The 23,715-nt window shown below is 54.2% G+C and carries 18 protein-coding genes and 2 tRNA genes; 8 read left to right on the top strand and 12 right to left on the bottom strand.

Annotation, left to right across the window (positions count from 1 at the left end):
* Nucleotides 1–184 precede the first annotated feature (184 nt).
* Nucleotides 185–1,417, top strand: a complete 1,233-nt coding sequence (locus tag C1J05_RS11180; RefSeq protein ID WP_205388905.1) for an adenylate/guanylate cyclase domain-containing protein — start codon at nt 185–187, stop codon at nt 1,415–1,417.
* A 253-nt stretch (nt 1,418–1,670) separates the two neighbouring features.
* On the opposite strand, the gene C1J05_RS11175 is transcribed toward C1J05_RS11180, so the two are convergent.
* Complete coding sequence (locus C1J05_RS11175) at nt 1,671–2,285, bottom strand: DUF6854 domain-containing protein (protein WP_162798008.1); 615 nt, start codon at nt 2,283–2,285, stop codon at nt 1,671–1,673.
* An 818-nt stretch (nt 2,286–3,103) separates the two neighbouring features.
* Here C1J05_RS11175 and C1J05_RS11170 point away from each other — a divergent pair.
* On the top strand, nt 3,104–4,261 hold the full coding sequence (locus C1J05_RS11170) for an adenylate/guanylate cyclase domain-containing protein (RefSeq protein ID WP_114870314.1): 1,158 nt from the start codon (nt 3,104–3,106) through the stop codon (nt 4,259–4,261).
* Between the two features lie 205 nt (nt 4,262–4,466).
* Here the strand turns inward: C1J05_RS11170 and C1J05_RS11165 are convergent, their stop codons facing one another.
* The 4 genes from C1J05_RS11165 to C1J05_RS11150 form a co-directional block, all read right to left on the bottom strand.
* On the bottom strand, nt 4,467–5,156 hold the full coding sequence (locus C1J05_RS11165; RefSeq protein ID WP_162798007.1) for a hypothetical protein: 690 nt from the start codon (nt 5,154–5,156) through the stop codon (nt 4,467–4,469).
* A 154-nt stretch (nt 5,157–5,310) separates the two neighbouring features.
* Nucleotides 5,311–6,084 carry a hypothetical protein gene (locus tag C1J05_RS11160; RefSeq protein WP_114870312.1) on the bottom strand — a complete coding sequence of 258 codons (774 nt, stop codon included), beginning with the start codon at nt 6,082–6,084 and terminating at the stop codon, nt 5,311–5,313.
* Nucleotides 6,085–6,665: 581 nt separating this feature from the next.
* Nucleotides 6,666–8,573, bottom strand: a complete 1,908-nt coding sequence (locus tag C1J05_RS11155) for an FAD-dependent monooxygenase (RefSeq protein WP_368073703.1) — start codon at nt 8,571–8,573, stop codon at nt 6,666–6,668.
* A gap of 280 nt (nt 8,574–8,853) precedes the next feature.
* On the bottom strand, nt 8,854–9,930 hold the full coding sequence (locus tag C1J05_RS11150; RefSeq protein ID WP_114870311.1) for a PLP-dependent cysteine synthase family protein: 1,077 nt from the start codon (nt 9,928–9,930) through the stop codon (nt 8,854–8,856).
* Between the two features lie 176 nt (nt 9,931–10,106).
* On the opposite strand from C1J05_RS11150, the gene C1J05_RS11145 reads away from it, so the two are divergent.
* The 3 genes from C1J05_RS11145 (at nt 10,107) to C1J05_RS11135 (ending at nt 15,274) form a co-directional block, all read left to right on the top strand.
* Nucleotides 10,107–11,876 (top strand): adenylate/guanylate cyclase domain-containing protein, encoded by a 1,770-nt coding sequence (locus C1J05_RS11145; RefSeq protein WP_114870310.1) that lies wholly within the window; start codon nt 10,107–10,109, stop codon nt 11,874–11,876.
* Nucleotides 11,877–12,245: 369 nt separating this feature from the next.
* A complete protein-coding gene (locus C1J05_RS11140; protein WP_114872278.1) occupies nt 12,246–13,988 on the top strand; it encodes an adenylate/guanylate cyclase domain-containing protein in 1,743 nt (580 codons plus the stop codon).
* Nucleotides 13,989–14,260: 272 nt separating this feature from the next.
* Nucleotides 14,261–15,274, top strand: a complete 1,014-nt coding sequence (locus C1J05_RS11135) for an IS110 family transposase (protein ID WP_114870309.1) — start codon at nt 14,261–14,263, stop codon at nt 15,272–15,274.
* 411 nt (nt 15,275–15,685) lie between these two features.
* Here C1J05_RS11135 and rpsU read toward each other — a convergent pair whose 3' ends face one another.
* From rpsU to C1J05_RS11115, 4 genes are all read right to left on the bottom strand, one after another.
* Nucleotides 15,686–15,886 (bottom strand): 30S ribosomal protein S21, encoded by a 201-nt coding sequence (gene rpsU, locus C1J05_RS11130; protein WP_114869331.1) that lies wholly within the window; start codon nt 15,884–15,886, stop codon nt 15,686–15,688.
* Nucleotides 15,887–15,972: 86 nt separating this feature from the next.
* Nucleotides 15,973–16,371, bottom strand: coding sequence for a hypothetical protein (locus C1J05_RS21425; RefSeq protein WP_205388904.1), 399 nt, complete (start codon nt 16,369–16,371; stop codon nt 15,973–15,975).
* A 514-nt stretch (nt 16,372–16,885) separates the two neighbouring features.
* Nucleotides 16,886–17,944, bottom strand: coding sequence for an IS110 family transposase (locus C1J05_RS11120; RefSeq protein WP_114868711.1), 1,059 nt, complete (start codon nt 17,942–17,944; stop codon nt 16,886–16,888).
* A gap of 149 nt (nt 17,945–18,093) precedes the next feature.
* Complete coding sequence (locus C1J05_RS11115) at nt 18,094–18,459, bottom strand: cupin domain-containing protein (protein WP_114870307.1); 366 nt, start codon at nt 18,457–18,459, stop codon at nt 18,094–18,096.
* Nucleotides 18,460–19,086: 627 nt separating this feature from the next.
* Between C1J05_RS11115 and C1J05_RS11110 the strand changes: the two genes are divergently transcribed.
* Nucleotides 19,087–19,844 (top strand): IS5 family transposase gene (locus tag C1J05_RS11110; RefSeq protein ID WP_114870306.1). Its coding sequence is split into 2 segments (ribosomal slippage): nt 19,087–19,423 and nt 19,423–19,844, totalling 759 coding nucleotides; the frame shifts between segments, so codons are not numbered across the junction.
* 125 nt (nt 19,845–19,969) lie between these two features.
* Here C1J05_RS11110 and C1J05_RS11105 read toward each other — a convergent pair.
* Nucleotides 19,970–20,044, bottom strand: a tRNA-Asn gene (locus C1J05_RS11105).
* 58 nt (nt 20,045–20,102) lie between these two features.
* Nucleotides 20,103–21,041, bottom strand: a complete 939-nt coding sequence (locus C1J05_RS11100) for an MBL fold metallo-hydrolase (RefSeq protein WP_114872277.1) — start codon at nt 21,039–21,041, stop codon at nt 20,103–20,105.
* A 40-nt stretch (nt 21,042–21,081) separates the two neighbouring features.
* Here C1J05_RS11100 and C1J05_RS11095 point away from each other — a divergent pair, with 40 nt between their 5' ends.
* Nucleotides 21,082–22,401, top strand: a complete 1,320-nt coding sequence (locus C1J05_RS11095; protein WP_114870305.1) for an ATP-binding protein — start codon at nt 21,082–21,084, stop codon at nt 22,399–22,401.
* Between the two features lie 45 nt (nt 22,402–22,446).
* Here the strand turns inward: C1J05_RS11095 and C1J05_RS11090 are convergent.
* Nucleotides 22,447–22,523: transfer RNA gene (locus C1J05_RS11090), tRNA-Ile, on the bottom strand.
* A 114-nt stretch (nt 22,524–22,637) separates the two neighbouring features.
* Here C1J05_RS11090 and purM point away from each other — a divergent pair.
* The gene (gene purM, locus C1J05_RS11085; RefSeq protein WP_114870304.1) at nt 22,638–23,684 is read left to right on the top strand and encodes a phosphoribosylformylglycinamidine cyclo-ligase; all 1,047 of its coding nucleotides are present in this window, start codon (nt 22,638–22,640) and stop codon (nt 23,682–23,684) included.
* The last annotated feature ends 31 nt before the right edge of the window (nt 23,685–23,715 follow it).

Raw genomic sequence — 23,715 nt, 5'->3', positions numbered from 1 at the left:
CAATTGGTGCAGTGTCAGGACACGCTTTGTTCTATGCCCGTCGAATTCTCTTGCGCCTGCCCATCTAAAAGCCAGCTTCTTTCTGAAGACTGGAATGGATGTTACTTGTAGCGGGTAATTTTCAAAGACTTCAATAGGGTCATTGACTATTTGGTCTTCCGGCATGTCAAAGATGGAGATTGCGATGGAAACTTGGTACCCGATAAAATTCGAGCCAGACGTCGAACGTGACTACGCCCTGCGACTGCTGCAAAGGTTTATGCCGCTTGGCAGGTTGGGGTCAGCCATCGGCCTCGTTGCTTTTACCGGCTATTTGTTTTGGGACCTGATGTTGGATCCCGGTGCATTAAGCAAGACTGGTCCGTTTCGCGCGGCGGCAGCCCTGCATTTTGCGATATGTATCGGTACATCATTCTTACCGATTATTCATACTACCCCAAGATTATGGACATATTTCATGACTTACACCTACCTTGGGGTGGCCATCTTGTTCCCTTTGATACTGGCGCAATTGCCTGGAGGGTTCATTGCAGGCGTGGGTGGCCTTTTGGTTGGAATGATATTCGTCCCGGCGATTACGAATGGTGTACGTCAGGCCTCTGTTGTTCTGGGCAGCTATCTTTTTACCGCTCTTCTAACAATAGCGTTGGCGGGCGGCACCTCTTTTGAGGTTGTGAATGCGATGGCCTGGACCAGCGGTGGTGTGGGATTCGCGATTGGTTTTGCCTATTTACTGGATGTCATCAACCGGCGGGCTTATCAGTTGGAGCGCCTGCTTGAGGATGAAAAACGCCGATCCGAAGCGTTACTCCTCAATATCCTGCCCGCTGAAATCGCGACCCGGCTGAAAGCTCAGGAGGAACCTCTGGCTGACAACCACGACAGCGTGTCTGTCCTGTTTGCCGATCTCGCGGGTTTTACCGACATATCGCGGAAAATGTCGGCGAATGAACTTGTTAACCTGCTGAACGATCTGTTTTTGCGGTTTGACGCGATTGCAGAAGAACACGGTGCGGAAAAGATCAAAACCATTGGTGATGCCTATATGGTCGCGACAGGTCTACAGGGCAGCGTCGCAGATCACGCGGAAAAAATCGCCGATCTTGCGCTGGGTATGCAGCAAGCGTTTAGCGAGTTCCGCAGAGATAACAGCGTCGATTTGAAACTACGTATCGGGATACATTCCGGAGCCGTGATTGCGGGAGTGATCGGCAAGCAGAAATTCTCGTACGATCTTTGGGGAGATACTGTAAATGTCGCCAGCCGGATGGAATCCGAAGGCGTTCCCGATCGAATCCAGATTTCGACGGAAACTCGAAAACTCTTATCTGATCGCTACCAGTCAACGCCGCGCGGTGAAATCGAAATTAAAGGGCACAGACCCAGAGCGACCTATTTACTTGAGGGGCGTACGTAAGGGTCGGTTGAAACTGTCTGTTCCGGGCTCAAAGCGGAAGTTCACAGGTTTTTGGCGGGTGTCTGCTGTGTCGCGTCAAGCCGCCGTTAGCGACTGGAAATTCGAAACTTTGGTTACGAATGTCCGCTTACCACAAGAGCGGACGCTACTAAAAAATATGCCTACTTCCGCTGTGCGGGACGAAGTTGCCGTTCACTGAACGTTAAATGGCCAAAAACTAATCTGGCCATTCGCTGCAGTTGCTGTCGATGTCTTAGCCGGTTATTCGAATGATATTCCGCCATTCAATCTCATGGGTCTCCAAAATTGCATTGTATTCTGCGCTGCCTCTCAGCGTGTCATATGTCTTTTCTACCGCGTCCATCGACGGGTAGCCCACGACTAGAAGCCTATGCCCCGCTGTGGGTCCTGTAAGAATAGTGCAGTACCGAAATATCATCGCTCCATTTTTCTCAAAGTGGGGTACGGCTGTGCGTAATCTGTCCAATTCGAGCCCTGCCGACTTTGCCCGCGTGGCAACTCCATAGGCTGGAACATCGCTGGATGGGTTTTTAAGCCCCACGTCTTCAATACGTAGGATGTTTCGAAGAGTGACCGAGATAGCCAGATCGTGAACAAGACCCTTATAGGCTTTGGACTTTTCATAGACGTCAAATGCCCGGTCAATGCCATTCATTTCTTCATACGTTTGAAAAAGAATGAGCTGCCCCGTATGCTCACCTGTCGCCACAATACCATGCCGGGTTGTCGCCGCCCCCGCCCTAGTCTTTAGGTCGTTGGCAAGACTTTCCAGGTGTTCGATCGCATGGCCAAATTTCTGTGGCGCACATTTTGCCACGGTTATCATCATGTATTTTGGTGAAGACATGACTTCTTCCTCCCTTGGATTACGCCGCCTGCTGACGTGTGATTTACCGCTGGGTTGACTTGTTTAAGTCTGCCTCAAGGGAAGTTTCTTTTTTGGAAAAAGATACAAAGCAATGAACTGATCGAAGGCTAGCATATTTTAATCGATCGGTCTTCTGATATATAACGGCAACTGCAAAAGAACGCTATTTGGTCCGACCGCTCCGGGCTCGACTCGGTCATCCGACTGTTTTTCTCAGATGACGGCTAAGCGCCGCTCAGCGGTCGTTCGTTCGCGAAAAACCAAATTTTCTGCTGTCAATGACCGGTTCGGGCGATAGCGGACGGTCGTCAAAAATTCGTCTATGACCGCAACGCGGACTAAGCCGCCCGATGCGAGTGCAGCATAATTCACCGAACTAACCGCATCGAAAACGCGACCGTTTCGCGGCGCTGCGGCAGAATTTCCCCAAAGCGGTCGTTGAACTCGGCCAAATTGGTGCAAATCGGAACCGGACGTTCGCTGCTCACGTCTCGGATGTCTCAGTTGCGGACAAAGCCGCCTAATGTGGCTGCAGCGTTGCATTTCGAAAGGCGCATTCCAACTGCACCGCGAAGAGGCTTTATAAAGACTCAGCTAGGGTCAAATCTTGGAGAGCACTCTTCACGCACTTCATTTATTGCTGGAATTTGTTTTGCAAAAGTTTTCGAGCTTTGACTCCCTGACAATAGATGCGGTAGCCTTTCGTCAGGCTGAACTGCGGCAAAAGCGATTATAGCTAAGGAGAGAGCGGTGGCGCTGCGGGAGTTTCGAAACTGGGTTAGGTCGGGACAAGGTGCATGACCCGGCGCCTCCTGACGATCTTAGCCGCCGACGTCGCTGATTATACGCACCATGTGGAGGCCAACGAGGAAACGGCTCTCACCCATCTTGCTGCTCTGCGCGGTCTTATGGATCCTATAATCGCAGCTCATCGTGGTCAAATTGCCAACACGGCTGGAGACTCTGTTCTCGCTTGGTTTGAAAGCCCGGTTGAGGCGTTGCGAGCAGCGATTGAGTTGCAACAAGCGCATAAGGTTTACAACGAACCTGTGCTGTCTACCACGCGACTGCTCTTCCGCGTGGGCATCAATATCGGTGATGTAACGGTTCAACCCGGTGGCGACATTCTGGGCCACGGTGTGAACGTGGCGGCTCGACTCGAAGCACTTGCGGAACCCGGCGGAATCTGCATTTCGCAAAACGTGATGGACCAAGTCGGGGGCAAGGTCGAATTGGCCTTCTCCAAAGTGGGCGAACATCGGGTCAAGAATGTAACCAAGCCGATATCAGTCTATTCCGTAGGCGATGCCGGCACACTAGCCCCTCGGCTGCGAAGGCGTATATCGCGGATCATGCGCAACCCCGCCGTACCACTGGGAATTTCTGTGGGAGTTGCAGTCATTACCGCAGCCACCCTTTACTACGCTTTGAAACTGGAGTCACGCGAAGGGGATAGACTGGAGATAGCCCGGCTTTTGGAAGGCGCTCCTAGTCCCGCAGAAATCCTGTCTGCCTTTGATTTGGTAACTACCGGCAACTTTGAGGGCCATACTTATCACATAGTTCGAACCTGGGGTGGAGAATGGGCCGAAATCAAAGATCTTGCTAGTGCGCTTGGCGGATATCCAGTTGCCATCGGATCGCAGGCCGAGAATGACTTCGTGTTCAATCTAACCTTGCACGATGAGGGGCACTGGGTCGTCTACGACACGGCCTACGAAGGTCCAATGATTGGATTCGTTCAGCAAGAGGGAGCGCCCGAACCCACAGGCGGTTGGGTTTGGCAAAACGGCGAACCGACAAACTATACTAACTGGGCGACTGGTGCCCCGGACAATTGGCGCGGCAATCAAAACCTAGCGAACTTTGCCAACCCGCGCAGAAACGCCCCGTCACCAGAATGGGGGGACTCCCCTGCCATCCATGCCTCGGTCGTGATCGAAGTGCCGGATTGAAAGCACGGTATATCAGAACCGCAGTGACCCATAATTCGCTTGTTACGGCATCTGTCCAAACTCACCATTGTCACGGTTTGATAGGACGCGCTTACCAGAAACCCTTTTACAAAAATTGAAAAGTCTCAATCGGTAGATAATTACTCGCGCGAGAGCGGGGACCACACCGAAACTATAATCTCTAATTGTCGCCGGAAGAGTTTGGCTATCCGCCAACTCGCACACGGGTGACTTTCATACCACGCGAAGTTAGCACGTAGTCGAAGATGTTTTGCGAATAGACGCCATGTTTGAAATAGTATTTTGCCGGCTGGAACGCTTCTGGTTCGTTCGATGGTTCATACCGACCCGAGATTTGCGCCACCCCGTCGAGCCAAACAGTCGTGTCGAAGGCGCCAGTCCCATCGAAGTCGACCAGAACCTGAAGATGCTGCTCTGCTCCGTCGCGTCTAATCTGCCCCTTTGTTCGGCTCTGGCTTAGCTTGCCACGAATACAACTTTCGCCCGGGCCTGTCTTAATGTCGCTGGTTAGTTCAATCTGCCCCGACCGGACAACCGTCAGCTTCAGCGGGGGCGAGCATCCCATGCGCCCATCATGAATCTGGAAAATGTCGAACTTCTCGGTGCTGCCAGTCGTCATTGCGACATAGCTGTCGAATAAATACGCGCCTTTGTGGGATGGGCGGATGTGTTTGGTCGCGATTTCAGCCCGTTGTTTAAATATGCCACCGGAGCAGTGGTTATAGCTTGTGCGGAATGTCCATGTCCTCGCCCGCTTGGTAATCGCCCCGCTATCGGCACCGCAAGAAACGCGCCATTCGTTCAGCGGCCCAGCAAGTACCGGGGCAGCGGAAAGGAAAATAGCCGAAAGCATCGCAAAATGCAGTGTTTTCAAATCAAATTCCTCCTTCTAAGTCACGGGAGACGTCTCGACCGACATTGTATTCATTATTTCATAACCAAAGAAGAACTCTAATGTCTTATTGTCCGAGTTTGCTCAAAGCGGTTAGTTTACTCACCGATTGCCGCCAATTTTGATGGCATGGCTTTTACTTTATTCGGCCAAAATAAAGGTTCTTGACCTTCATCTTAAGTCCATTTTGGGAGAATGGTCGAAACGGGGAGCTAAACCCATACTGCTTATAGACGGTTCCATAGCCGCCAAGTTTCGGACCAACTTGCCATTGGATTTCGCCGTCTACTTTTTGGTATTTTAACTCACACTGACGTTTTACTGTAGTTCCGCACCCCGGCGGAATCGCATTCTGGCCCACGAGTTGATACACAAGACGGTCACCGCAATAGACTTTTAGTACGCCGTCGTCTTTTGCTGACCACTTTACCAGCATCTTGAAGCTTACCCATTTCCCAAAGTCTTTGTTTGAAAAACAGGTCTTGTCTTCAAACATGGCACCACGTCTGGAATCCAGATGCAGTTCGTAAAGATGGCTCTTTATCGCATTGATCCTCTGCCATTCCAGAATAATCAAGGCGCTACGTTTGGTTCCTTTACCTCCATTGAACTCAAAAGAGGGATCAATCCAAATATCCAGGCTGTATTGAAGTGTTTGCCCAAGACGGGCATGTTTCTTGGCATTTATCCTTGAGCGAATACCGCCATTAGCACAGTCGCTCTCTCCTCTGCCATCACCATACTTCTTTGGGCTGCAATCGCCCGGAAGCAAAGAAAATATGACCACGCCCTTATCATAGGCAGGACTTCGACCCTGAAACGTTGCTTCCTTGAAGCCATTGGGTGCACGCGCGTGAAGCGGGGTTGAAAGCAAGATTATCAAAGTACTTAAAAACAGCGAACGGAGCATAGAAAGCAACCTCTCAGGGCAGTATTCCTAAAACTCTATCAAGATTCTGCGCTTTCACAAGAAACCGTGCTGAGCATGGGTTACTCGGCTTGCTGCACAAGCGAAGGACGCGATTTCAATCTGGCCGCTATGGGCTGATTGTGTTGAAAAACTCCATTTTTGCCGAAAACCAATGAAAAATTTGTCCATTGAGAAGCCGTCGAGATTTTTGGCTAGGGGGTTGGCCAAAACGCCGGTTCGGCGATGTGAGGGTCTGTCATGGCCCGCTCTTGGCAAGTAAAGTCAACTTTGATGAAGCAATGGAAATTGACGGAAAAATGAGGGAGCCGAATTTTCGAGTTTTTCAACGCAATGGGCTCTGACCGGTCATTCGCTGTGCATTGGATGAACGACCGCTGAGCGGGACGGAACCGCCGTTTGCTAACGGTGGTAAAAAACGCAGTGGCTGCCGGTGTCGTATTGCATGTCCTTACCCTCTTCGATTCACGCTAAAGCGATACCGACTGGAAGTCGGTGGGTTTACTCCAAAGAGTGGATACTAAATGGCGGCTTTCCAAGCAGAATTGATGATGAGTTTCCTATTAAGACAAAACGCGAGCGAAGAACTCTTTGATCTCCGCGGGCCCTGTGATCGGCGTTACCAAACTTACGTATTGATCCGGTCTTGTAACAACGACCGCGCCTTCAAACCGATTTATCCCACGCAATCTAAAAATATCGTGCTCTTGTTGCAATGAGCAGAAAACCTTTTCGTAGTCAGTAAGGCCCAGCGGTCCTTTTTGAGGCCTTAGTAGACTAGGCAGTTTCGAAAAATCCATATCGCGGTGAGAGCGCTGAAAGACGGCACGGACATCGATCAATGCATCTACATCGGCATCCGTCGACATCACACTCTGTAGTAGCTCCTTCAGGCTCGCGCACAATGTACCCACCGGACCGTTTTCGTCGCCCATATCCGATCGCGGCGCAAAGGCAATTATCCTCCACCTTCCGTCGGCCTTTAGGGTATGCCCCAATTGCATAGGTTTCGCATCCGCGAGCCTGATTACCGGGCCGGAATGGAAACGCTTACCTACGGGGTATCCTGTGGCTAATTTCTGGTGGCTCGTATCGCCTACAACCAATGAAGGAGCATAGTGCGTTTCCACGCCCGCCGTATAACGCCCATGTTTCTTGAAGTACGCTTGGAACCGGGCGGCATCGTCCTTGGTCTTTGGCTTTTCGCTAAATAAGCGCGCCATCTTGCGATCGAAATCAATCAGTTCCTGTGCCTTCGCGCGACGCTCTTTGGAGTATGTGTCGAGCAATTCAACACATGACTGACCATGTAGAACAGCGGCCAGTTTCCAACCCAAATTGAAGGCGTCGGCCATGGAGACATTCATTCCTTGTCCGGCTTTCGGGCTATGCGTGTGACAGGCGTCACCGGCAATAAAAACTCGCGGTGATTTTGTTCCTCGTTCCGTTTCCATGACATCATCAAAGGCATCACAAACGCGTTGCCCTATCTCGTAAGCCGACCACCAAGCAACTTGCGCAACTTCAAAATCAAAAGGTGACAGTATCTTGCGTGCCTTTTCGATCAGCTGGTCCGACGTGACGCCTCGGTCAGCTGCGCGTTCATCAGGTGCCAACTCAGCAAGTTCTATGTACAGACGGACCAGATATCCGCCTTCGCGGGGGATAATCAGAATACTGCCCTGATCCGCGGATTGGATTGCACATTTTAGTCTGATGTCAGGGAAAGTCGTATGGCATAAAACATCCATTACGCCCCATAGCTGTCGTGCCGATTTGCCCTTTAATTCAAGCCCTAGCTCAGACCGCACTTTGCTGCGCGCGCCATCGCAGCCAACGACGTATTTGGCCCGAATGGTTTCTGTTTCTCCGGGTCTATCCACATAGCCTACTGTCGCCGATATTGGAAAGTCGCTGCCATCTGTTAAAGTCAGAGAAATCAGTTCTTGATTGTAATCAGGCACGAGACGGCTTGGCGATTTGACCATAGACTCGAGATAGAAATCATGGACGCGCGCTTGGCTCAGAATGATATGCGGCATTTCGGACAGATCGTCTTCCACATCTTGGATACGGTCCGCGCGCACAAGTGGTGTACCGTCATCGTCCGGTCGCCAAAAGCTCACTTCGTTGACGTGATAACCTTCCTTGATGACACGATCTGCAAAACCAAACGCCTCGAACATTTCGACAGAGCGACAGGCGAGACCGTCCGCTTGACCAAATTCTAAAGGGCCAGGTTTGCGTTCGATAATACGCACCGAGATGTCGCCAAGAGCACTGAGCTGTGTCGCCAGCGTCAAACCGGCAGGACCGCACCCAACTATTAGCACGTCGACCGCATCTTTCGCCGTTTTTGCACTGGCAGAGGCAATTGAAGGGTCCCCGGCGCGAAAGCCGTCAAGATGATACTGCATACTTAAACCTATTCCGCCGAACGGCGCCATCAAAGTATTGACTCCTGATTTCAATAAAGCAAACCTGCATGTACGCACAATCAATGACCGCTTTCACCAGCAGCGGATGTTCGCTGCACTTTGGACGAATGTCTCAGTTGCGGACCTTCCCGCCGTTCAGCTTTAAATTGCGAATAGACGTTTTCTGCGCTTAGCGGTCGTGATGAGCGTTCCCACTGCTTAAGCTGGTTTAGGCTGGGAGCCGTACGGATATAGGGGTGGGCCCCGAATCGTAACGGGCCCTTCATTAAAACATGCGCCGGATTTATCAAATGCTCAGGATTTAGCGTTTTATCTAATCTGCAGCCATTTGCGCTGATGGCGTGGACATCGAGATATTACGCTCTTCTTCGGTCATGTCTTCCTCGATACCCTCGAACAGTGGTGTGGAAAGATACCGTTCGCCAGTGTCAGGTAGCATGACCAGCATCACCGACCCTTCTGGTGCATTTTCCGCCAGCCGCATCGCGACAGCGAAAGTCGAGCCACCAGAGATGCCGGTGAAGATGCCTTCCTGTTCGGCAAGGCGCCGGGACCAGTCGATACCTTCGCTGCCAGGAATAGGGATGAGTTCGTCGTAGTAAGACTTGTCGATCGCTTCCTGCAACACCCACGGGATAAAGTCCGGTGTCCAGCCCTGGATCGGATGCGGCTCGAAATCCGGGTGGCTTTCCGTTGGTTGATGCGCTTCGTTGCGGGTATTGACGTAGCCGGAGGAGACGATTGCTGCGTTGGATGGCTCGGTTAGAATAATCTTCGTCTCGGGCCGCTCCTTGCGCAGAACACGGGCCACGCCTGAGACTGTGCCTCCCGTGCCGTATCCGGTGATCCAGAAATCGAGCCGCTCACCCTTGAAGTCGGCGAGAATTTCGCTGGCCGTTGTGGCTTGATGGATATCTGCATTGTCTTCGCTCTCGAATTGGCTGGCGAGGAACCAACCGTTTTCTTCAGCAAGTTCCTTGGCCTTGGTGTACATGCCAAAGCCCTTCTGCGCGCGCGGTGTCAGGACAACCTTGGCTCCGAGAAATCGCATGAGTTTCCGCCGCTCAATGGAGAAACTGTCGGCCATGGTGACGACGAGAGGGTATCCCTTCGCGGCACACACCATGGCCAGCCCGATACCTGTGTTGCCTGATGTCGCTTCGACAATGGTCTGTCCGGGTTTCAGGCGTCCCTCACGCTCTGCTGCCTCAACAATGTTGACTGCCAGTCGATCCTTTATCGAGCCACCTGGATTAAAGGCTTCGGCCTTTACGTAAACCGACACATGACTTGGCGCTATCTGGTTAATTCGGATGCAGGGCGTGTCCCCGATGGTATCCAGCACGCTGCCATAGAGGCGCCCCCGTCCCGATGTTCTTCTGATATCCATGCGTCATTCTCCCAGTTGGTCTAAGGTTACTGTGCCACATCTGGACTACTTTTCATATGATGCAAAAAAGCACTCTGTAGATTTAGGGTTTGTTTCGAATCGGAGATCACCGGGACCCAGGAAGTCCGGATTGTGAAAACCTTGCGACCTACCCAATCCTGCACTAGGAAAGTTACATGAGTGCACCACCCGTTCAGCGTCGCCTTGCCGCGATCATGTCGGCGGACATTGCCGAGTTCTCGCGGAGTATGAACGCTGACGAGTCAGGGACGCTTTCCGCCGTCAACCGTATCCGAACGGAAATATTCGCTCCAAGTGTCGCGGCTCACAAGGGGCGGGTGGTTAAGTTGATGGGTGACGGCGCGTTGGTAGAATTCAGCAGTGTCGTGGATGCTGTGGCCTGTGCAATTGAAATCCAGACCGCCATGGCCGCGCGTGACCAAGACCCCGACAGTCCGCCGCTGCTGCGACTTCGCATCGGCGTCAATTTGGGCGACATTATTATTGAGGGCCGCGACATATTCGGTGAAGGGGTGAACATCGCTGCGCGACTTCAGGAAATCGCTGCGCCCGGTGGCATCGCGTTGAGCGCCAGCACACGTGAACATTTGGGCAACCGGATCGAAGCCAGATTTTCCGATGGTGGAGACCAAAAGCTGAAGAATATTCCTACACCTGTGCGCGTCATTCAGTGGTATCCTGAGATCGGCAGCAGCGAACAGAAAAGAACCACGCCCGCGCGTTTGCAGCGCCCCGAAAAACCCTCGATCGCTGTTTTGCCGTTTGACAACATGTCTGGGGATACGGACCAGGACTATTTTGCTGACGGTGTAGTGGAGGCGATCACAGCCACACTCTCACGTATCCGATCTTTCTTTGTTATCGCTCGCAACTCGTCCTTTGCCTACAAGGGGCGACACATGAACGTAAAGGACATCGGGCGCGAACTGGGGGTGAAATACGTGCTCGAAGGCTCGGTTCAGCGTTCCGGGAAGAGGGTACGGATTACTGTACAGCTCATCGAAACTGATGGCGGCGCACACCTGTGGGCAGACAAATATGATGGGTCGCTTGATGACATCTTCGATCTGCAAGACAAGATCACTGAGAAGGTCGCTGGCGCGCTGCAACCCTCAATCCAACTTGCTGAAATCGAACGCACGCGTCGCAAGCAACCGCAAGACCTGGGTGCTTACGACTATACGATGCGGGCGATGCCCGATGCCTGGATGCTGGAAGAAAAAGCTGCGGCAAATGCGCTGGAGCTTCTCGAAAAAGCGCTGGAGATTGATCCCGATTATCCCATGGCACTGGCGCTTGCCGCGTGGTGCTGGGCGCAGCACTCGGTCTACAATTGGGTCGCTGACATTGAAAAAGCGAAAACAGAAGCGCTGTCGCGCGCCGAAAGGGCTGCGCAGATGTCCTCTGACGATCCGTTGATCCTGTCAGTGCTCGGCACGGTCCATACGTTTGCGCGCAACTATGGCGCTGCCCGTGTCCTTCTCGAACGCGCAATCCAGCTTGATCCAAATTCCGCATGGGCCTTGAGCCGCCTTGGATGGCTGGAGACCTATGCAGACCAGCCGGAAAACGCCATGCAACATTTCGAACGCGCGATTCGTCTGAGCCCGCTCGACCCGATGAATTTCAACAATCTTGTGGGCATGGGCAGCGCGCATCAGGTTGCCGGAGATGACAACCGCGCGGCAGAGCTTTTCACCCGCGCCCTCGAAGAGCGTCCCAACGCGCATTGGGTCCATCGCAACCTCTGCGCGGCCTTGCTGGGCGCCGGTCGTGAAAAGGAAGCGCGCGTGTCTGCTCAGAAGCTGATGCAGGCTCACCCCGACATGACCATTGAGCGTTTCAAGGAGGCCATGGTGTTCTCTCCAAAGGTTCTTGACCGCGTCGGAAAACAGATGGCAGCCCTCGGCGTCCCCGAGGGATGAAGTGCTCCGATAAAGGCAAGCGGATGATCCGCTCCTATAGTTTCCGGTCGGAACCATCTCTTCCCGGGGAATGTCAGGTCACCGTACATTTCGCCAGTTCGAGCCTTCCGCAGAATAGGTCGAAGTGGGCTCGATGCAGTCATTCGACTGTTCTTCTCTGATGACCGGTTCGTCGCGTTAAGCAGCCGCTCACAACCGGAAATTCGAAGTTTTGGTTCTAAACGACTGCTTTCACCGGCAGCGGACGTTCGCTGCGGTTGCGACGTATGTCTCACATGCGGGACAAAGCCTCCTTCGACAAACCCTCGAATTCAGTTTCACATGGTCTTGTTGTCAAACGACCGGTATGCACAGGAAGGGAGGACATCTGTGGAGCGTCAACTCGCAGCAATTCTGGTCGCCGATATGGTCGGTTACACAAGTCGGATGGAACAGGACGAGTCTGGCACTCTTACTGCTTTTTCTGCTTGTATGGATCAAATAGTCACGCCTCTCGTAAACCGTCATCGTGGACGCATTATTAAGCTTATGGGTGATGGCCTTCTGGCCAGTTTCAATAGTGCCGCTGATGCGGTTTCTTGCGCCATCGAATGGCAACGGGCGACCTCGGAAGGGTCCGACCCGATCCGTTTCCGCATCGGTATCAACCTTGGTGACATCATCATGCAAGATGGTGATGTCTTCGGGTCGGGCGTCAACCTTGCAGCGCGTTTGGAGCAATTGGCGCCTCCCGGAGGCGTGCTTGTCTCTGACGCGGTATATCGTGTGGTCGGCAACCGCATTCCAGTTCCATGGGAGGATGCGGGCACGCACTCCATCAAGAATGTTTTCGAGCCGGTGCGCGCTTGGCGCGTTGCGGGAGATAACAAAGCGGACGCTGAACCGCCGAAACCGGCGGCTGTCAAAAAAGCTGCCATCGCGGTTCTGCCCCTACACAACATGAGCGACGACCCTGAGCAAGCATTTTTCAGCGACGGCATTGCGGAAGATATTATCATGGGCTTGTCGCGCTTTCGTACGCTTCAGGTTATTTCCCGAAACGCGTCTTTCAGATTCAGAGCACAAGACATCGATCCCGCGGAAATTGCTGCGGCGTTGGGCGCCGATTATCTTGTTGAGGGCAGTGTTCGAAAGGCTGGAAGTCGGGTCAGGATTTCTGTGCAGCTCGCCGATGCCGTAACTGGCACGCAGTTGTGGTCGGAACGCTATGACCGCGAATTGGAAGACATCCTATCCGTACAGGACGAAGTGACCCGCAGCATAGTGGCTGTACTACCAGGCCGTGTGCAGCATGATTTTGTCGACCGCTCAGCACAGAAACCGGCAGATGAAATGAAGGCCTATGAATTGATGCTGAGAAGCAAGGCTCTCCGTGACGGACTGAATGCCCGGGACACTGCCAAAGCGCGCGCATTGCTGGAACGGGCCGTCGCACTCGATCCGTCCATAGCCCGATCTTATATGTACCTCTCTGACACCTATGTTATCGACCTTTGGCTTGGACTGGCGGACCCAGACGCTCCTGATCACGCGTTGCACATCGCCCGTAAGGGCGCGGCTCTGGACAACCGAGACCCCTACATTCAAGATCAACTGGGATTTGCCTATTTGTGCGCAAGGCTCTGGGATGAAGCCGATGTACAGTTCGAAAAGACGATATCGCTGATCGAGAACGAGGCTGAATCTATGGCTTGGTGTGGCTACGGCTTTCTGTTGCTGGGACGTCATGACAAGGCGCGGGAAGTGGTCTTAGAGGCGATGCGGTTGGATCCATTACATCCTCCTGCGATCGACTGGATCATGGGGCAGGTCGAATTTTTTTGCGGAAACTTTGAGGCCGCGCTCGGATTGCTGATCGGAGAAGCGCGGCTAAATTCTTTGGCCGCGGCTTTCATGGCCGCTTCTTATGCGCATCTTGGCCGGCAAACTGAGGCGGCGGCAGCCTTGAAGGACTTTATTTCGGAACGTCGCGATGAGTTTGGCGGCCGAGGCATTGAGGTGACCGAAGAAAATTTTTCCATTCTTGCGCATGGTTTCAAAAGCATGTGGCGGCAATCAGACGATTTCGAACTACTGGCCGTTGGTTTGCGCAAGGCCGGACTGTCTAATTAGGGGCAAGTCATCAGTCGTCATCCGACAGCTTTGGGCTGATTGTATTGAAAAACTCGACGCAGCGAAATTTGGTCCAAAATATTGGAACATTCTCCCTGAAGACTGGGTCTCATGAAAAGATGTTTGCAAAAGCGGGCTATCGCGGGAAAAAATCTCTGAATTTGACCATTCCGGGTAGGACACCGAGTGTTTTCAACATGGCGTAATCAGAACCAGCGCGCATCGATGCCTGTTATTCTTGATGTTCATATCATTGAAAAGGAGACCGACCGATGGAATATTTTGCTGGTTTGGATGTGTCCATGGAAGAGACGCATATCTGCATTCTTGATCGAGACGGGGCGCTTATCCTGGAAGGAAAAGCATCCTCGACACCGAAGGCGATCACCGCGTTTCTGGCCGCCGGACCCACATGTACCAAAGTTGTTTTTGAGACTGGGCGGATGGCTCCAATGCTCCACCACGGCCTGACGGAGCTTGGTGTCTCGGTTGTTTGCATCGAAAGCCGCCAAGCCTATCAGGCACTGAAGTCCCTAGCTGGGCATAAAACCGACCGAAACGACGCGCGTGGATTGGCGCATTTGGCACGGACAGGGTTCTACAAACCGACCCATGTCAAATCGCTTTCCGCTCATGCGATCCGCTCGCTGATCGCGGCGCGCAAGAAGCTGGTCGGACAACGCGTGACCATCGATAATCAGATCCGTGGACTTGTTGTCGTGTTTGGTGTGCGATTGCCACGGGCTCTGTCGCCTGCATTCAAGGACGCTGCCCTCAAAGTCAGCGACGGCGTTCCCGGTTTGCATGCAGCGTTGCGAGGTCTGTTTGCGGCGCGCGAAGCGATATTGACGGCCGTGGCCGCCATCGACAGCGATATCAAAGTGATGACCCACAAATCAAAGATCTGCACCCGCCTGATGACAGTGCCGGGCGTTGGTCCGATCACGGCTCTGGCATTTGCCGCAGCTATTGATGACCCCAGGCGCTTTAAGCGTTCGCGAGATGTGGGGTCCTATCTTGGGCTGGTTCCCAAACGCCACCAGTCTGGCGAGGTCGATTATACTGGTAGTATCTCGAAACGTGGCGACGTGCGGGTCCGAACGCTGCTCTATGAAGCCGCGAACGTGATGCTCACGCGATATGCGGCACCGCTAAAGCTCAAGTCATGGGCTCTCGCAATTGGACAGCGCTCGACGATGCGAAAAGCGCGGGTGGCGTTGGCAAGGCGGCTTGCAATTATACTGCACGCCATGATGCGCGATCAGACCGAATTCCAGGCCACGTAACCAGCTACTGAACAACAGAGGATTCCTACATCACAGTTCCCATCCAGGAAGACGCCCGAGGGAGGGCGTGGAACACGGCGCCGATTTTGTAGCGACAGTGCAGACCACCGATCTGATCGCGGTTTCAACCTTGCCGATTCACACCCAGCCAACCCCATCATGAGCCCGTGAGCTCGAAGAGAACCAAGGCAACCTCAGACGTTAAACAGCCCGCAAAGGGAGAAAGCATATTGACAGATTAGAGAACACAATCGGCTCATTCCGAGCGTTCGCTGCGCTGTGCGGCAATGACAGCTGTGCGAACTTTGATATCTCAGGACATCAGACTAAAAAAGGGCCACAAAAACGGAAAACCCCCGCTGTCATCGGGCAACAGGGGTGCATTTGTTCAGCATCAAGGAATGAAATATATCATCCTTCGCGTTCCAATTTTTTGCGTGCCAGCTTACGGGCACGGCGGATTGCTTCAGCTTTCTGGCGTGCGTTTTTCTCGGACGGCTTCTCGAAATGTTGCTTGAGCTTCATTTCACGGAAAACGCCTTCCCTCTGTAGCTTTTTCTTCAGAACCCGGAGGGCCTGATCGACATTGTTGTCACGAACACTAACCTGCATGTGATTTACACCACCATTCTAGTTTGAAGTTGTAATATTTTTCAGCATTTGGCCGAGCAAATTTTTTGGCTTCATCCGCCAGTAACTTAGAAAGAGAAAGTTATCTCACCGGATTGCCCGCTGATGCTTTCTGCGTCGACAATTCCCGCCGCAATCATTTTTCCAAATGCGGCTTTGTTGATTTCGGTTGCAGCCTCCATCTTGGCTTGAGTGTCATATTTGGCGATAACAATGCCTTTGCCATCGCCCACTGAGATAACATCAATAGATTCCGCGCCAGCAGCTGCCACTTCTTCGCGTAAAGTTTCAGCGAACTCGACCATCTTGCTCATATCTCGTGATGTAAATTGGGTAAGTCTAAAAACTGGCATCTTTTTGAGCTCCTTGGCTTCTATTTGAATGGTGAAGGTTACCGGTTTTTCCAATCCGGGCAAACAAAATCTAAGAACCTGTGGGTTTGCTACGCTTAATCTGCTTTTTGCCAAGGTCGCCAAGTCCGCAGTGTGGACCTCCACGCATGGCGCAACGAACGTCCTGAATCCGCCCTTAGTAGCGGATACTGCACTTCGGATCGATGTCTGCAATGGGCTCAGTGCCGTCATTCCGTCGCTTTTCGTCCATCGACCGCTTCCAATCGCCAAATGGCCGGTCTGCCAGCCATCTGATTGAAAAGACTTAGGCTTCTGCAGTTTAAGAACGACTGCTTTCGGGAAGCGGTGTGAGCATGGCCCGCTCCGCCGCCGCAAGGCAGCTTCGAGCCCGATGTATGTACCGGCTGCTGTTCGCAAGTGTTCAATTGCATGTCTTCTGGAAGTCGCTGATATGTATCCGGCCTTTGGATCGGCTTGTGTTGCTTGCCGTGGCCCTGTTGGGAGTACGCACGCGCCTTTGTCTCATTAGCGGACAGGTCGATTATGACCATTCGGGCTCTCAGACTTTGAGTGCGTTTTTATTCCGTTCCATGCATTTGAGGTTTACGAACGTCGTTTGCGGCTGTGATCAGATCGCAGTCGCCAATTCTTTTTCCATCCAATCGAAGTCCTTGCCTGAGTTAAGAACACTCCATGCGATCCGCGCTAGCTTATTGGCAAGCGCCACGCCGAGCTTGTTGTGCTGCATGCGCGTCGCGGCGGCTTCCAACCATGCGCCAAAACTAAACTTATGCCAGTTCTTCGGTCGCATCATGATGACCTGCGCGGCCTGCACAAACAGCATGCGGAGATACCGGCTGCCTCGTTTTGTGATACGACCCAGGATGGTGCGCCCGCCGGTGCTGTGTTGTCGCGGAACGAGCCCCAGCCAAGCCGCAAAATCTCGCCCCCGATCATAAGCCTCGCCGGTCCCGACAGCTGCAACCACAGCCGTTGAGATGATTGGCCCGATGCCCGGAATGGTCATCAGACGTTGGCAGCTTTCCTCGGTCTCGCTGACCTCTTTGATTTCAGATGTGGTCATATCGATCCGTTTATCCAGCCATATCCAATCCTGTTGGAGCCCCAGGATCAATCTCCGCATCCGCAAGGACATCTCGTCGCCGCGATTGCTAAGAATGGCTTCGAGCGAGGCGCGCAGAGCCGCGACACTACGTCGGACAGTGATCCCCTGTTCGATCAGAAAGGCCCGGATCTGATTCATTGCTGCTGTCCGACGTGACACAAGCCGTGACCGAACGCGATGCAGCGCCTGGAGATCAAGCTGCTCCTGCGTCTTCTCCGATACCGTCTTGAGATTGGGACGCAAAGCGGCTTCTGCAATAGCTTCAGCGTCATTGTAGTCGTTCTTCTGGCCCTTGTTGAAAGGCTTCACATAAATCGCGGGAATGATCCGGGGCTCGAACCCCATCTTGCTCAGCGTTCGGCTGACAAAGTGCGCGCTCAGGCAAGCTTCCATCCCGACAATACATTGCGGCAGCTCCTCAAACGTCGCAACCAACGCCATGCGTTTGATCTTCTTGCGCAAAACAAGCCGACCTTCTTTGTCAAAGCCAACCAAGTGAAATACGTCTTTGCCGATATCAACGCCAACTGACATCAGCTCATCAAAATCATTCTTCGCCATGCTACTTCTCCTTTTTGCAGTATAGGCCAAGCCTAACCTGCTGGGTGAAGCAGCCGGTACATCCCATTAGCAGGCTTGCTATTCTTCATTTTTCACTTGCGTGGCTTATCTGACCGCCAATCAACCGAATGGTCTGCAAGCGGGGAAGATCAGTGCTGGTGTTCGGGCGGTGCGAAGAGAATTAACTCCACGCGATCATTGCCTTCGACATAAGCGTCGTGGCCAGGCGGGATTTCAAAAAAGTCGCCGGGCGCGATCTTCGTGCTGTTTCCGCTGTCGAGCATGCGGACCATCAATGTGCCAGAGATGCAGTATCCGGTATGATGCATCGGACAGGACTCCGGATTCCCAAGAAGAGGCTTTTCATCTTTTTCCCAGGTCCATCCTGGTTCGAACACCGCGTGCATGCCTGTGGTACCGGTACCCATCTTGATGATTGCGATACCGCCGCATTCTTTCATGTCGAGCTTGTCGTCGGGGTTTTCAAAGCGCCGGGTTTCAATTTCCATGCTCATGACATTGTTTCCTAAATGTTATTCTAATGTTAATGAGAGTGTCAGAAATAACTTGCTTCACCCTCACAGACCGACTGGTCTATTTCAACGTTTCGCGGTTCCAGTTTTGAGTCAAGTCATTCCCACTTCAGCGCCTCATGGGAAATTTAAGATTTGAACATTCTCAGACCGTGTTGGCACGTTTGATTTTGGCAGTCTATCAAAGACCACTTTTCGCAGCGCCATCAAGAATGCGCTGCTGCAGGTACGAAAGCCATTTCGGCTTGTCTACACTTGCGTTGGCTGCAATGTCATAAGTCTGATTTTCCGCGAAATAAACATTCATCAGTCTTTTGATTTCTTTTGTGCGGAGAACTTCGGCTTAGTTCGCAACTCGGACCTAAAGGTCATGAAATTCGCTGCGGATAAAGCGAACGGCGGCTTTTCCTGCTGCGATGCGGCTGACGGCTCCTGTCAACGGGGTTGCTGCATCTGCGAGCGTCGGGGCCGGACCATGTCTACTGTGGGCTCAAGGCGGTCATCTGAGTGTTTTAGTCGGATGTCCAGTGTTCCATGCTGAGCAGACATTGCTGTAGCCGATTCCAATATTTGCGGCTTCGTGATTCAACAGCGACAGGAGGACTGTCCATGTCGCATCTTTACTGGCTTCACGAAGCACATTTGAAACGCATTCAACATCTGTTCCCGAAGCCTCGTGGGGTTGCGCGTGTTGATGATCGCCGCGTTCTCAGCGGCATTATCCACGTCATTCGTAATGGCTTGCGCTGGCGGGATGCTCCATCCGATTATGGGCCACACAAAACACTCTACAACCGATGGGCACGATGGTCCCAGATGGGCGTCTTTGCTCGTATCCTGACCGAATTGGCCGCTCGAAGCGATGCAACAGGCACGCTAATGATTGATGCAACCCACCTGAAGAGCCATCGAACAGCGTCCAGCATGGGGCTTAAAAAAGGGGGCGTGGCCGCTTGATTGGGCGGACCAAGGGTGGGCTGAACTCGAAACTTCACGCTGTAACCGATGCGGTAGGGCGACCAATCCAACTATTCCTGACTGCGGGGAACGTTAGCGACTACATCGGCGCACGGGCACTCTTACCCTTATTACCTGCTGCGGAATGGATGTTGGCGGATCGCGGATATGATGCCGACTGGTTCCGTGAAGGCTTAAGAGAAAGAAGCATCGAACCCTGCATCCCATCCCGCCGGAACCGCAAAGACATCGTCCCACATGATGCCAAGATTTATCGAAGCCGTCACAAGATTGAGAACATGTTTGGACGGTTGAAAGATTGGCGTAGGGTCGCGACCCGTTATGACAGATGCCCCATCATCTTCATGTCTGCCATCGCCCTCGCGGCAACGGTGTTGTTTTGGTTATGAGTCCAGAGCTTAATAACCAGATGCAGGCAAAATTGATATGGGACACACGTCGGGACGCAGTTGTCGACGGGACACTTTAAGTGCGTCCCAATGTTCTCGTAAATCTTTGTTCTCGCTGGGAGAAATGGCTCCGGCGGTAGGGATCGAACCTACGACCAATTGATTAACAGTCAACTGCTCTACCGCTGAGCTACGCCGGAACGGTTTGGGCGATATAGCAATCAGACTTTGCGGCGTCCAGAGGGTTTTGGCGGAATCTTATGAATTCGCGGGAAGTTTGTTGTCACATCGTTCAAATCGCGCGTCAGCCGATAATGCGCCGCAGGGAGATACGATGGATTTCCCTGTCAGATCAACAAGATGCGCCAGAACGTTGCGGGTTGCGGCGGGGATCAGGGCGCGGGGCGTGTCGGTGTAGATCGCGGCGGCAAGCGTTGCGGCGTCGGCGGGGCCGTGCGTCAGCGCCTCAAGAATTGCGGCTTCGCGGGTGCGCCGGTGGGCAACCAGCCAGTCAAGCCGCGCGTTCGGCGCGTCGATGGGGGCGCCGTGGCCGGGATAGAACGCACGCCAGCTGCGCGCTTGCAGGCGGGCGCAGGACGCCATGAAATCGGTCAGGTCGCCATCGGGGGGTGACACCAGCGAACTGGCCCATCCCATCACGTGATCGGCGGTGAAGCAGGCATCCTTCCAGGCCAGACACAGATGGTTGCCGATATGTCCGGGCGTGTGCAGCGCCTCAAGCGTCCAGTCGGGCGTGTGCAGGGTGGCCCCGTCGTGCAGTGTTTCGTCGGGCGCAAAATCCGCATCGATGCCTTCGCCGCCCCCCGCCAACCCGCCTGCGGCCAGCTGCGCCATCACATCACTGCGCCCGGCAGAGGCAGGGCCAAACGCATAGACCGGCGCGCCGGTCTTTTGCGACAGGGGCCGGGCCAGCGGGCTGTGATCCAGATGGGCGTGCGATACGATAATGTGGGTCACGCGCTGACCTGTGCCGATCGCGGACAGAATGGCCGCGAGATGCGCGGCGCTGTCGGGGCCGGGATCAATCACGGCAAGATCGCGCGTGCCCAACAGGTAGGTGTTGGTGCCGCGATAGGTCATCGGCGACGGGTTCGGCGCTACGATGCGGCGCAAACCGGTTTCCAGCATCTCGGCGATGCCGGTGGGGGGAACGAAACTGTCGGGTGGGCTTGTCATTTGGCTTTCTAACGGGCGGGCGTCGGGATAGGTATAGCGCATGTCTTTTGGATGGCTCAAACACTATATGCCGCGCGGTCTTTACGGACGCGCCGCGCTGATCCTGATCCTGCCGGTCGTGTTTTTGCAACTGGTGGTGTCCGTGGTGTTCATCCAGCGCCATTTCGAAGACGTGACAAACCAGATGACCCTGACCGTCACGCGGGAATTACGGCTGGTCTATAACGGGATCGAAACCGCACCTGATCCGGCACAGGCGCTGAGTTCGCTGGACCAGATCACCAAGACCCTGAACATGAAGATCGCATTTGTCGCGGCCGATGTGGTGCCCGATCAGAACCGGCGGCGCTGGTACGATTTTTCGGGCATCGTCGTAATCGATGTTCTGAAATCCAATCTGCCGCGGATGCAACGCATTCTGCTGCCCGACAACCGCGAGGTCATCACTTTTGCGCATACCCGTCACGGCGTGGTTCAGGTCGGGTTCGACAGGCGGCGCGTGTCGGCGTCCAACCCGCACCAGCTGCTGGTGAACATGGTGTTTTTCGGCGGGTTGATGACAGTGATTGCCTATTTCTATCTGCGCAACCAGTTGCGCCCGATCAAACGGCTTGCGACGGCATCTGAGGCGTTCGGACGCGGGCGGCATGTGCCCTATACCCCGTCCGGTGCGCTTGAGGTTCGGGCAGCGGGCAGCGCGTTTGTCGACATGCGCGCAAGGATCGAACGCCAGATCGAACAGCGCACATTGATGTTGTCCGGCGTCAGCCATGATCTGCGCACCCCCCTGACACGGCTGAAACTGGGCCTGTCGATGCTGGACGAGGACGACGCCGCACCATTGCTTCAGGATGTGGACGAGATGCAGCGTATGCTGGACGAGTTTCTGAGCTTTGCCAAAGGCGCGTCCGAAGGTGAACCCGAAAAGGTGGATCCGCACCTTCTGGTGGCCGAGATCGTTGCCGATTACGATCGCAGCGGACAGAACGTGACCTGTGTGGACAGCACCGGCACGGGCGAGGTGCGCGTGCGCCCGATTGCGATCCGCCGAGCCCTTGAAAACTTGATCGGCAACGCGGTGCGCTATGGCACCCGCGCCGAGGTATCGGTGGCGCTGACCGACAAATCCCTGCGCTTTCGCGTGGAAGATGACGGCCCGGGCATCCCGCCCGACATGCGCGGCGAAGCGATCAAGCCGTTCATGCGTCTTGATCCGTCGCGCAATCAGGACAAGGGCAGCGGCGTGGGCCTTGGCCTTGCCATCGCCGCCGACATCGCCCGCGCCCATGGCGGCGTGCTGCGTCTGGGTGAAAGCGACCGACTGGGCGGCTTGCGCGCCGATATCGTGATTGCGCGCTAGGGTCGGATTGGTGCAGTCGTTCTCGTTTCACAGATAGCGAAATGCTGGTAGGCCCGGAGGGACTCGAACCCCCAACCAAAGCGTTATGAGCGCTCTGCTCTAACCAATTGAGCTACAGGCCCGACCTGTGCCTGTGGTTAGCAGACAGAACGTCTGCGTCAAGCCAAACCGTTGCGCGCGCCGTCACAATGCTCTAACCCCGCGCCAGAGCAATCCGCAGCAGCAAGGGTCGGGCAATGAGCGACGCAAAGAACGGTATCACATACGCACAGGCCGGAGTTGACATCGATGCGGGCAACGCGCTTGTCGATCGGATCAAACCGGCGGCGAAACGGACCAACCGCAGCGGCGTTATGGCCGGGCTGGGCGGATTCGGCGCGTTGTTCGATCTCAAGGATGCAGGATACAGCGATCCGGTTCTGGTGGCTGCCACCGACGGGGTGGGCACCAAGCTGCGTATCGCCATCGACACCGGCAATGTCGACGGGGTCGGCATCGATCTGGTGGCGATGTGTGTGAACGATCTGGTCTGCCAAGGGGCAGAGCCATTGTTTTTTCTTGATTATTTCGCAACTGGCAAACTGGAAACAGATGTGGCCGCGCGCATCATCGAAGGCATTGCCGAAGGCTGTGTACAGTCAAACTGTGCGCTTATCGGTGGGGAAACCGCGGAAATGCCGGGCATGTATCCGGCGGGTGATTTCGATCTGGCGGGATTCTCCGTCGGCGCGATGGAACGTGGCGCAGATCTGCCGCGCGGCGTGATAAAAGGCGATGTGCTGCTGGGGCTGGCCAGCAACGGGGTGCATTCCAACGGTTATTCGCTGGTACGCAGGATAGTCGAGATTTCGGGGCTGGGCTGGGACGATGCCGCGCCGTTTGCGGATGGCCCGCTGGGCACGGCGCTGCTGGCGCCGACGCGGCTATATGTGCAACCGGCACTGGAGGCGATCAGGGCAGGGGGTGTGCACGCGCTGGCCCATATCACCGGTGGCGGTTTGACAGAAAACTTGCCCCGCGTGCTGCCGGACAATCTGGGCGCGGACATCAATCTGGATGCCTGGGCGCTGCCGCCGGTCTTTGCGTGGATGGCGGGTGTGGGCAATATTGCTCCGCTTGAAATGCTCAAGACATTCAACTGCGGTGTCGGAATGGTGCTGGCGGTGGATGCCGATGCCGCCGACGACCTGCGCGCGCAACTGGGTGCAAGTGGCGAACAGGTGATTGATCTGGGCACCGTCACGGCGGGGGCAGGGGTGCGTTACACGGGCAGCCTGATTTGAAGAAACGAGTTGCCATCCTGATTTCGGGCGG

Source organism: Sulfitobacter sp. JL08, from assembly GCF_003352045.1.
GTDB lineage: Bacteria > Pseudomonadota > Alphaproteobacteria > Rhodobacterales > Rhodobacteraceae > JL08.
Note: the sequence above shows the minus strand (reverse complement) of the source record. Positions and strands in the feature narration are given on the sequence as shown.